Annotated in this window: 7 protein-coding genes and 1 other RNA gene; 5 read left to right on the top strand and 3 right to left on the bottom strand. The window is 59.8% G+C overall.

Annotation, left to right across the window (positions count from 1 at the left end):
* Nucleotides 1-219: 219 nt before the first annotated feature.
* The 4 genes from FJ398_21225 to FJ398_21210 all read left to right on the top strand — a co-directional run bounded on the left by FJ398_21225 (nt 220) and on the right by FJ398_21210 (nt 4,071).
* Nucleotides 220-747 (top strand): DUF2249 domain-containing protein, encoded by a 528-nt coding sequence (locus tag FJ398_21225; protein MBM3840436.1) that lies wholly within the window; start codon nt 220-222, stop codon nt 745-747.
* Nucleotides 748-955: 208 nt separating this feature from the next.
* Nucleotides 956-1,396 carry a cytochrome c gene (locus FJ398_21220; GenBank protein ID MBM3840435.1) on the top strand — a complete coding sequence of 147 codons (441 nt, stop codon included), beginning with the start codon at nt 956-958 and terminating at the stop codon, nt 1,394-1,396.
* Complete coding sequence (locus FJ398_21215; GenBank protein ID MBM3840434.1) at nt 1,393-2,889, top strand: hypothetical protein; 1,497 nt, start codon at nt 1,393-1,395, stop codon at nt 2,887-2,889. Before FJ398_21220 ends, FJ398_21215 begins: the two co-directional genes overlap by 4 nt.
* A 60-nt stretch (nt 2,890-2,949) precedes the next feature.
* Complete coding sequence (locus tag FJ398_21210; GenBank protein ID MBM3840433.1) at nt 2,950-4,071, top strand: hypothetical protein; 1,122 nt, start codon at nt 2,950-2,952, stop codon at nt 4,069-4,071.
* 186 nt (nt 4,072-4,257) lie between these two features.
* Here FJ398_21210 and FJ398_21205 read toward each other — a convergent pair whose 3' ends face one another.
* The 3 genes from FJ398_21205 to rnpB form a co-directional block, all read right to left on the bottom strand.
* On the bottom strand, nt 4,258-7,035 hold the full coding sequence (locus FJ398_21205; protein ID MBM3840432.1) for a DUF4838 domain-containing protein: 2,778 nt from the start codon (nt 7,033-7,035) through the stop codon (nt 4,258-4,260).
* Between the two features lie 750 nt (nt 7,036-7,785).
* Nucleotides 7,786-9,060, bottom strand: coding sequence for a hypothetical protein (locus FJ398_21200; GenBank protein MBM3840431.1), 1,275 nt, complete (start codon nt 9,058-9,060; stop codon nt 7,786-7,788).
* Between the two features lie 167 nt (nt 9,061-9,227).
* An RNA gene (gene rnpB / locus FJ398_21195) (RNase P RNA component class A) lies at nt 9,228-9,690 on the bottom strand.
* 365 nt (nt 9,691-10,055) lie between these two features.
* Between rnpB and FJ398_21190 the strand changes: the two genes are divergently transcribed.
* The gene (locus FJ398_21190; protein ID MBM3840430.1) at nt 10,056-10,850 is read left to right on the top strand and encodes a slipin family protein; all 795 of its coding nucleotides are present in this window, start codon (nt 10,056-10,058) and stop codon (nt 10,848-10,850) included.
* Nucleotides 10,851-10,895 lie beyond the last annotated feature (45 nt).

Genomic DNA, 10,895 nt, shown 5'->3' with positions numbered 1-10,895 from the left:
TTCGTTCGGATTCCTGGACAGCAACCGGCAGGACGTCGCTTACGACAATTTTCGCGGCCACAAATTGGATCGGGAAATGATGGAACTGGTGCGGGCGTTTTAGCCGCTCCTTCCGAGATTCCCGATGGACAAGACTTCAAGTCTCTCTGGCCAGCCACGGACTTTGATTTTCATCAAAGCACTTTCGGCGACTCGCCACTACTGTAACTTGTTTCGACTATGACAAAAACGACGGAACACACCATCGACGTGCGGATCATCCCGCCGCGACAAAAGCACCCGGCCATTTTCGGCGCCTGGAATGAGCTTCCTGACGGCGAGTCGCTGCTCCTCCTCAACGACCACGATCCGCTGCCGCTTTACTATCAGTTTGCCTGCAAGTTCGCCGGGCAATTCCATTGGTCGTACGAAGCGCAAGGCCCGGACATCTGGCGCGTCCGGATCAGCAAAGGCCTGTTTCCAGATCCTGGATTCGTGCCCCGGAAGAAGGCCGCTGCAGCGCCGGAAACGCAATCGATCGATTTTGTGCAGCCGCTCGTGCTGGACACGCGCCCGTACTTTCAACGAGGCGAGCCGCCTTGCCACGCGATCGACGAAGCCGTCGCCACGCTGATTCCGGGCCAGGCTTTTCAGTTAATCGCTCCGTTTGATCCCGTTCCGTTGCGGCGCAAGCTGGAGAACGAAGGTTTTTCCGTTCGTTCCCGGCAGCTCCAGGATGGGGCCTGGCAGCTTGAGTTCAGGAAGTAGTCGGCGGCAGGTCGCATCTGGGCTGACCCACAGAATGGTGAGTGAAATTGGCCACGGCCGCCGGGCGTGAATGCATCGGGTGGTCGAGCAAAAGAGGGTGAGCTTTTGCCAAAAAGCGTGGATACCGGATGTCTAACCGCGTGCTAATCTCACTCGACCAAAAAAGGTCCAGCAACCGAATCCAAAACAAGCGCAGCCACTATCTTCCATGAACACACTCCATAGCTTCCATCGAAAAGGACGCCTCTACGCGACGTTGACAATCCTTCTGGCCGTCGGCGGGGTGACGGCTCAAGTCAAAGTGGGTAAGACGCGGCCGATGAAGACCGCCCAGTGGATGAAGGGCGTGATGAAACCGCATTGCACAGCCCTCAAGGATGGATTGAACGCCGGGCCCTCCAAGGATGAAACCTGGGCGGAACTGGCCGTGCACGCCGTCTTGATCAACGAAGCCAGCTATCTGCTGATGGAAGATGGCCGATGCCCGGATGGCGTCTGGGCCAACGCGGCGGGCAAGACGTTACGCGAAGGCAGCGCGGAAGTGTTGAAGGCCATCGAAGCCAAAGATGTCGCTGCGGCCAAGACCGCATTCGACCAAATGACGAAAGCATGCGCCGCCTGCCACGATAAACACCGGGAGAAGAAGTGAAGCCACCACAGTTTTTCCAGGAACGCGGCTGTGTGCGCAGCACCAGCCGCAGCACGCCAACAGTTCGAACAGGCTGCGGCTGGGTCTTCGACCCCAGCCGCGCTCCCTTTGGGTTGCGGCAACGCCGCGCTACGCTGTATCCCCAGTTTGCCGTCGGCAGCGTGGCGGCAAGTCCCTTGGCTTTGGAACTGGTCCGGAGCCTGCGGAATGCAATTCCGCGATACGGCGTGCCAGCAATCTGCGCGACGGTCATTGCTTGCGCCTGCCTCCTTCCTCGTCTGGGTGAAGCACAGGCTTATCAAGGCCCGCAGCCGCTGGCGGCTTACGACTTCGAGTTGACGAATTACTCCCGACTGGAACCCACGACGGCCGTCGCGCATCTGCAGAGGCGAATCGAGCGGGGTGAGGTGAAGTTGGCTCGTGACGAGCAGTTCGGTTACTTGATGTCGCTTCTGAAGGAACTGAACGTCTCGCCGGCGTCCCAATTGCTGGTCTTCTCGAAAACTTCTCTCCAACGCCCGCACATTTCCCCCAAGCATCCCCGCGCGATTTTCTTCAACGACGCCGTATGCGTGGCGTGGATTCCGGGTGCGCCAATGATCGAGATCCTGTCGGTCGATCCCAAACTCGGCGCCGTGTTCTACACTCTGGACCAAGCAGAGCGACCGGCGACTCGAATGCAGCGGGACAATCGTTGCCTGGAATGCCATGTCTCCCCGCGAACTCTGGACGTTCCCGGACCGCTGATTCGCTCTTTCCAGACCAGTTCGGAAGGTGAAGTGGACCTCCTGAGCGGAAGTCCCCAAATCAACCATGCCACACCCCTGCACGAGCGCTGGGGTGGGTGGTTCGTCACCGGCGACTACGGAGGCTTGGTGCATCGCGGAAACAAGTTCAGCCCAGCAGAACGGATCCAGCGGGAGCCAGAGTCCAACGCCACGCCGGATTTGAACGCGCTGGGCCGATCGGGTGATCTATCCCTCTACCCGCGTCCGAGCAGTGACATCGTGGCCTTGATGATTTTTGAACATCAGATTCAGATGCAGAATCTGCTCACCCGCCTCAACTACGAGTCGGAGGCAGCCTTGCGACAGTCCGGCCACGTCCGCTCCTTAAACCATTTGAGCGAAGCCTTCTTGAATTATCTGATGTTCGCCGATGAAGTGCCAATTCCGGGCCGCATCGAAGGGGATCGCGAATTCGCCTCGTGGTTTGAAGCGCAAGGCCCGAGGGACAAGCAAGGCCGCTCGCTGCGCCAACTGGACTTGAAGACACGGCTCTTCAAGTTCCCTTGCAGCTACATGATTTACTCGGACGCATTCGAGCGTCTTCCCTATCCGATGCGGCAACATCTCTATCATCGCCTCTGGGCGATCCTGACCGGGGAGGATCGAAGCGCTGAGTACCAAAAACTTCCCGCGGAAACAAAACGCGCAATCTTCGAGATCCTGGCCGAAACCAAACCCAACCTCCCCGCCTACTGGAATCTGTAGCGAGACACGGGCCCCAGAGATGCGACGGATCGAAGGAGATGAAATGAAACTGTCCGCGCAATGCTTCGTCCAATCTTCATCTCCCCTTGTTGCATGTCGCCGGTGAGATGTTCTTGGATTGCGGTTCTTATCCTGATGGCGGGCGTCAGCCTCGCGGCGGCTCCAGCGGCGGGCGGGGGGATTCCTGCGCCGACAGATCACTCGGTGTCCATCCGCATCTTTCAATGGCGCCCTTTTCTGGCGCCGTTCCACTCCGTCGTGCTGCACTATCCGATTGGGTTCTTGACTCTGGCCTTCATCCTCGAACTTTACGGCGTGCGGCGTCCCAGCCGCGAACTCCAGCGGATCACTTCGTTGGTGATTCTGCTTAGCCTGCTCAGCGGGGTCGCGGCGGCGCTGCTGGGATTGATGCGCGCGGGCAGCGGGAGTTACGACGCCAGAGGATTGGGGCTGCATCGACTCTTTGGACTGGCCATACCGCTTCTGACACTGCTCACGCTGTTCCTCCAACTCCGCTGGCGGCACGGCGGCGAGGCCAACCGCGTGCTTCGAGCCGGCTATCGAAGCTTGCTGATTCTGTCCCTGGTTGCGTTGGTGATCGGCGGTCACCTCGGAGGAAACCTGACGCACGGATCAAAATACCTCGTCCAAAATGCGCCCCAGTTCGTCAAGGCGCTCCTGGAGGACGAGGAATCCGGGGAACCCGGCCGAGAGATAGTTTTCAACACGGAGCAAAATCACTTTGTGGAAACGATTCAACCGATCTTCGAGGCGAAGTGCATCGCTTGCCATGGTCCCGAAAAACAGAAAGGCGCGTACCGTCTGGACCAAACCGCCCTTGCCTTCAAAGGCGGTGAGAGCGGGTTGGAGGCCATTCGGCCCAAAGATCCGATGCACAGTGAACTCGTCCGGCGCATCCTGCTGCCAGGCGACCACGACGAGGCTATGCCGCCGGAGGGCAAACCATGCCTTAGCGCCGAGGAAATTCTGCTGCTCGTGCGCTGGATCCAGAACGGCGCTCCGTTCGTTGAGAAATTCCAATCCGGAAAGCTCGGCCTCACCTGGACGCTCGAGAATCGGAGCCGGAACGGCGTGCGTTTGTGGTCGCAGCCCCAGTCGCAAACCGGCGTCTCCTCGAATGCGGCATCAGCGGCACCGTCCCGCGAGGATTCGAACCGCTGACCGCCCGTGGAAACGGTGGTTCAACCGCCGATGAACGCAGATGAACGCAGACGGGAATGGGCTGCGAATCAACTCTGCTTCGCCTTTTGCAGGAATAGGAGGCAACTCCCCAATCTGCGTTCGTCCGCGTCCATCTGCGGTTTGTCTCCGGATCGAGATGCTCCACGGATCCAGGTTAAGTCGATCTCACTGTCCCATCTGCTTGGCCCAGGCGTCGAGGCTCTTGCTTTCGCTGATGTGGGAGATTCCAGCTTTCCGCGCGGCCGCCAGAAACTGTTTCACCAATTCAGTTCGCTCATAGTCCGCGACGCGTTTCGCCGCGATCTTGACGTACCACACCGGCAACCGCGCCACCTGCACGCGGAAGCGAAAGGTCTCGTTCTCGGCGAGGGCTTCAGCCTCGTTCAAAATATTCTCGGCTTCCGCCATGATTTCCGCACTGAGATACGGGACGGTCGGTGGCTCGAAAATGTGCGCGTGATAGCCTTCTTCCCGGACCGAACGGTGCAGGTGCTCCAGATAGTCGTGGATGCGTGACGCTGCCTTGCCGTAGTACGCCTGGAGAAACTCTTCGACGTGACGCCGCACATCCGTGTCCGGATTCCAGAGCAGCTTCGCCAGCAGGTAGGCGCGAAGCGGCCCCATCTCGCCGTTCCCGCCAGCGGAATAATTCCCCTGCTCGAACAAGCCCTTCACGCCGTGCTTTGCGAAGAACCGGACATTCGCCTGCAGCGCATCGAAATTCGGAAACGGCTGCTGATAATGCGCGAAGTTCGGCGTGTAATCCCAGACATACAACGACGGCGCAATCGGCTCCCAGGCCACGATGTCTTCGCGAAAACGCTGGTTCTCCTGCGACGGGCAACTCTCCAGCGGATGCGCGAAACAACATTCGATCGAGCACAGCCGAACGATGACGTTCTTTCGCGGGCGGAGGGTTTTCGGCGGCTTGCGGGTGTATTGGTAAGCCAGCGTGTCGATGCGGACCTTCGGGTAATCAGCCTCGATGGCTTCGGCAATGGCATTGACGAACCGAATCATGGAAGCCGCCGGGCTTCCTTCCGCGTCGTCCAGCGCTTTGCACGGTTCGCACTGGCACCATTTGCCGGTGTCGTTCTGCGAGACGCTGATGATCGTGGCTTCGGGATGTTCCTGGATCCATTGGCGTACGCGCGCAATGGCCAGCTTGAGCACGTCGGGATTTGACAGGCAGCGCTGCACGTAGCCGTCGGCGCGCTGGCCGTTGATCAGCGGAAAGTATTCGGGATGCTCTTTATGCAGCTCGCGCGGGATGAGCAGGTCGAAGCTGTGCACGAACGGGAAATAAACGGCCGCGCGTCCGCCGTGTTTCTCCGCCAGCTTGTGATGCTGGCCGTTGAGGCGGTGACGCGCCGCGAAATCCGCGTCGCGCATCATTTCGGTCCAGAACACCTCGCGATATTGCAGCGCCGGGATGCGCGTCTCATTCAAATCAGGCAGCTTGATGCTCTCAAGCTTGGGCGCAATTTCCACCTCGGACGTGAACCAGCGGACCCCCAATCGTTCCTCGAGCAACGCATAAACTCCATTCAAGGTGCCGCGCGGCTTGCCGCCGGCGATGATCAACCGATCCGGCCCGGTGCGCAGCACGAAGCCGTCCGTGCCAAGTTTGCTGAGCACGATGCCGGCGTCGAGCTTTCGGAGACTCGCGTTGTCGCCGAGCAGGATTTGATGGGACCCGGACGCTTCGCTATCGGTGACGATGGGCAGCTTAACCCCGCCAATTCGCTGCAAGTAATTCTGCAACTCCTCCGCGGCGTATCGCTCGGATGGGGTGGCCTCGGCGCTAATGACAATCCTGTGCTTGCTCTGGCCCGCTTCGGTCACGGCCAGTTCGGCCAGGGTTGAATTGCAGACAAAACTGAGGAGCAACAGGCCGAACATCCGTCCGAATCGGGTCAATCTGGAAAGCTTCCTGTTCCAGAAGGACCTGCACATGGCCCTTGAACTGAAAACCGTGCGGACCGCAGCCTTCAGGCTGCTTCCGCGCACTCTCCGAGGTCCAGCGTTGAAGCGGCCTAAAGGCCACGGTCCGGAGGAACGGTTCATGGGAAGCGGCCATGGCCTCAGTGCGATGCACATGGCCCTTGAACTCGTCGATGGTAGGGAGGCGCTGCTGCGCCGCCGCATCGACTGAAAACCGGCTGCGCGGCAACGCGGCCCTACCAGGTTCAAGAGACCCGGATTCAGCACCAGCGTGTTGTGGCTTTCCGCGCGCATCCGATAGTAGGTCCAGCGCTGTTTGCCGAAGTAACCGGGCATATTGTAGTTGTCCGCGCCGAGGTCCAAAGCCCACCGCGTGCCGAGGGCATCGAGGATAAACGTCCCCAGATCAAGATTGCTGTGGTTGGCTTTGTTGTCGCCCGCCTTGAACCCGACAAAAACCGCGTCCCGATCGTTCCACGCGCTCCGAAAAGTCGCCACTTCGACACCGCGAAAATATTTATCCAGCGGCGGGTCTGGCGCCGGAGAGGACGCCGCCGTCGGGCGGAACCAAATCAAATCGAGGGCCGAGGGCGATGCCACTTTGGCCTGGTAATCCGAGTACGCGGGCCGCTCGAACTTGCACGCGAGCCAGTGCATTTGCGCGGCGCGAATGGCGCCATCACTGCCATCTGCGTAGTTGAAGGTGCGTCCGAGCGGCCCCGTCAGGTACACCGGGAAGGCACCCGTGTCCGCGAAGCCGGGAATGTGGGCGAGTCCGAAGTCGGTTCCGAGCGCCGTCTCCAGCGCAGCCAGGAAAGCCACGTTGTAGGCGGTCGCGTAGTTCCAGTAACCGGGCCCTTCCTTCCACGCGCCGTTGGGCGCAAACTCGGCCATGGCGATTTGAATGGATTCAAGGCCGGCGCGCAGGATTTCTCCGGCGAGTTCCGGTTCGTCATCTGCGAGCGCCAGGGCCCCGATCCCAATTCCTCCGTTGCACACCTGGTTCCAATTATGCCGGGCCCGGTGCCACGATACGTTTTCAGAGCAGGCTGAAGCCCCTTTTCCACCATCGCCGTCCGGATCACCCGGCGTTGGTCTGGCGACCAGGCGTCGAACAGCCAATCGTAAGCAATGGCGAAGGCGTGGGTCATCTCGGCGGTGTCGAGAAAGTGTCGCGGATTCCAATCCGGGAACGCGGCGGCGGCCTCCAGTTCTTTCCAAAGCCGCTCGGCGTAACGCGAATCGTTCTCCAGACGGAAAAGCAATCCGAGTGTGCAACTGCGATCCAGCACGCGCCGGCTCGTGCTCAAGAGACGAAGTCCATCCGGGATTTCGTAGCGGGACGGAGGATCCGTGAGGATGCGCTGAGCGCGTTCCTTCAGTTTCGTCTGCCAGCTCCGGAGCGTTGGGTTCTCTGAGACGCGCTGCTTCAATTGCGCAAACTCATCGGCGGAGGAAACTATCAGGCGCGGGTGCGGTTTGCGGAGTCTGGCGAGGATTTCAGGGCCCGATGGAATAGGAATGCGTCCGTTTGCCTTCGGGCCGCCCGGGCCATAGTGTCAATCGGGCGATGGGCCAACGGAGGCTCCTGGCTTTTCCGTGGTCCGTCTCTCCCTTCAAGAGACGCCTCAAGGGTTAGTCAGGGACGGAGTGGAATCCGTCCCTACCAACGCTAAACAGATGCGTCCCAGCGGAGCGAGTTGGGCGCGAAATCACTCAACAGGCTGCAATTCTTGAAACGTCCCGATCTCAATCTCGCCAGAAGGTCGATTCGCGCGGCGCCCGATAACGCAAAGCCAGGTGGGGTGTTTCGAGGCGCTTCTGTCCGGCGGCCAGCGATTGCATGCCCGCGGCCACAAGCCCCGTCGTGATCAGCGTCCTTTCAATCGGAAACGTTGCGCGGCCGGTCAGGAACATTTTCTCCACCTGAGCCATGAGCGCTGCGGAATAAACGACGTTCGGGTTCGGCGGCAGGTAGAACAGAGTCGAGAGCGGTTCCGAACGCCCTTTGAGTCGCGCAGCAAAATTGAAATCGCCGACCAGCCCGTTCATCAACAGCATCGTCGCTTTGAGGCCATCCGCGTACTCGAACCGGTAAACCACGGGATCCTTTACAAACTGGCGGATCTGCTCGTCCGTCGGATAGCGATGACTGTAAGTCGGCGGCTGCCCGAGGGTTTGGCTTCGGGAAAGGCAGGCTTCGAACAGCTTCGGATCCCAGCCGCCTGACACCCACGAGCCTGCCTTCATCGCCGTCCAGACTGCGTCTCCGCGCAAGGCCTGCAACGAGATCACTCCGGTCTCGCCGCCGCGCCGGCGCTCGGCCATGCACTGGATGACTTCCAGGGCATGAAAGTCGTAGCTGTCCACGCTGCCGATGGCCACGCACATCACTTCTTCGACTTTCGCGGCGTAGGGCAGATCAATCGACGGCATTCGCCACGTGTGCGGCAGCGACGATCCGGCCACGAAAGGGAACCTCAGTTCGCGCGCGGTCTCGACCATTTCTAGGGCCCAATCCCAGTTCCAGGAAAGATGTTTGTCGTTGAAGACGGGCACGCTCCGGTCGTCTTCCCGGAAAACGTGGACCACGTGTTTGAAGAATTCGTAGCGCGGATATTTTTTCTGGCCGATCTCGTTGTTGGGATAGCGGCCGTGTTCGCCGATGATCAGCACGGCATCGACGGCGAGTTTGCTTCCGCCGCAACGCAACGCCTCGGCGATGGTCGGATAAATCCCAAACCCAAATTCCTTCGCGCGCTGGCGGCTCAGATCGTTCTCCGGAGTTTGATCGATGTAAGCCGACACGACGTCGATGGGCGGCCGGTGCCATTTCCCGCGGATCGGATACCCGACGAGGAACCGCTCGCCCATGTGCCAGGCATGGGAATGAAACCGCCATTCTGTGGTGATGATGGCCAGGCGCTTGCGGCGTTGAGGTTGGGCGGCCAGGGCGCGCGCAGCGAAAGGAACGGCGGCAAGGCTTCCGGCAACGGTGGAGAGGAATTTGCGTCGTGTTTGCATGAGTGAGGTCGAGCGCGAGCGTAGCGGCGGAGCCTGAAACGTAAAACGTAAAACGTAAGCGCCGTTCGATCTTACTGAGTCAACTCGCCGAGTCGCCGTCTCCCATCTCTTACGAATTGGGACTCGCCTTACTGATCACGAATTACGAATTACGTTTTACGCCTGATGACCTTGGAAGGGCTGTAAGCCGAATTCTGTCTGCCCCGGCCGAGGCCGGGGGAGAGAATCATTTATCTTAGCGGCCAGTACCCGAAACCGGGCCAGAGTAGGGCGGGTGTCCCGCCTTCTTCTGGGCAGGCTGGAAGCCTGCCCTACTCTGGCCTTGGAGCGGGCCACTCCGCGGTTTCCTATTTGGCCTTGCTCCCGATGGGGTTTTCCGTGCCCCCGCGATTGCTCTTGGGGCGGTGGGCTCTTACTCCACCTTTTCACCCTTGCTCCGGAGATCTCACATTTGAAATTTGAAATCTCCAGGGCGGTTTAATTTTCTGTGGCACTTTCCGTCAGGACGCCTCGCGGCGTCGCTGCCCGCGTTTATCCCCGAAATCATTCAGGGTTACGCGGCATCGCGCCCTGTGGAGTTCGGACTTTCCTCCCCCAACTTGCGCCGGGAGCGATCCTCCGCCCTTCCAAGGTCGCAACAATCTAGGCCGCCCGCTGCGGCAAGACAAGCGAGGAACGACCCACCAATTCTCATTTGGCAATCGACGCCCGTTTGGTGTCCACGCTTTAGCGTGTTTGGGGTGCGACAGGCACCCTGAAGGGTGAACACCATACGCCGCGAGCCTAACAAAATGAGAATTGCTAGGAACAACCAGCGGCAAGCCAAAAATAGCAAAGAGAAGAGCAAGATGGGTACAGGCAGCGCGAAGGATTTCGGCCTAGCTTATCGGCATGCGGGCCAATCATGACCAAGACACGCGGGTCACAATAGTGACCGTCCTGTTCTCGGTCCGGCACAGCCCGCCGCAGCTTAGCCACCAACCTCAGGAAATGTTATGGAAGGTTTCTCTACAATCCTAACGGTCGCGACGTGGATCGTCGTGCTCGGCGTCGTCGCCGGCGTGATCCTGCCTCAAACGTTCCGCATCCTGCGGGAATACCAACGCGGAGTCATCTTTCGCTTCGGCAATCTCGTCGGAGGCAAAGGCCCCGGACTCATTGTGCTGATCCCTTATGTGGACCGCATGGTGCGCATGGACCTGCGCGTGGTGACCATCGACGTCGCCAAGCAGGAAGTGATGACGCGCGACAATGTGCCGGTAACCGTCGATGCGGTTGTGTATTTTCGCGTGGTCGATCCCGTGGCGGCAGTGGTCAAAGTCGAGAATTATCTCAAAGCCACCTCGCTGATCGCCCAAACCTCGCTTCGAAGCGTGCTTGGCCAGGCGGAGTTGGACGAATTGCTCTCGCACCGGGACAAGATCAATCAAACGCTTCAGGAGATCATCGACCGCCAGACCGATCCCTGGGGCGTTAAGGTGACGGCAGTGGAGGTTCGGGACGTGGTGCTGCCGGAGGGCATGAAGCGCGCGATGGCCAAGCAAGCGGAAAGCGAGCGGGAACGGCGCGCGAAAATCATCAATGCCGAAGGCGAGTATCAAGCCGCCGAGAAGCTTGTCCAGGCCGCCGGCATGATCAGCACCGAGCCCATCGCACTGCAATTGCGCTTCCTCCAGACGATGCGGGAGATTTCCAGCGAGCATAACACGACGACTTTCCTTCCCGTGCCGATCGATTTGTTCTCGCCCTTTGTGAAGAAGGCCGCCGAAGAGGTGGCAAAATCGTGGTGAACTCCCGAGGCAAGACCACAAGCGAGTTCGTTGAAGGGTCACAAC

Source organism: Verrucomicrobiota bacterium, assembly GCA_016871535.1.
Classification (GTDB): domain Bacteria; phylum Verrucomicrobiota; class Verrucomicrobiia; order Limisphaerales; family SIBE01; genus VHCZ01.
This window is presented reverse-complemented; position numbering and strand designations above follow the sequence as displayed.

What these genes read in the sequence shown, in the direction of transcription:
- FJ398_21225 (MBM3840436.1), top strand. Translation starts at nt 220, where the DNA reads ATGACAAAAACGACGGAACACACCATCGACGTGCGGATCATCCCGCCG.
- FJ398_21220 (MBM3840435.1), top strand. Translation starts at nt 956, where the DNA reads ATGAACACACTCCATAGCTTCCATCGAAAAGGACGCCTCTACGCGACG.
- FJ398_21210 (MBM3840433.1), top strand. Translation starts at nt 2,950, where the DNA reads ATGCTTCGTCCAATCTTCATCTCCCCTTGTTGCATGTCGCCGGTGAGA.
- FJ398_21200 (MBM3840431.1), bottom strand. Translation starts at nt 9,060, where the DNA reads ATGCAAACACGACGCAAATTCCTCTCCACCGTTGCCGGAAGCCTTGCC.
- FJ398_21190 (MBM3840430.1), top strand. Translation starts at nt 10,056, where the DNA reads ATGGAAGGTTTCTCTACAATCCTAACGGTCGCGACGTGGATCGTCGTG.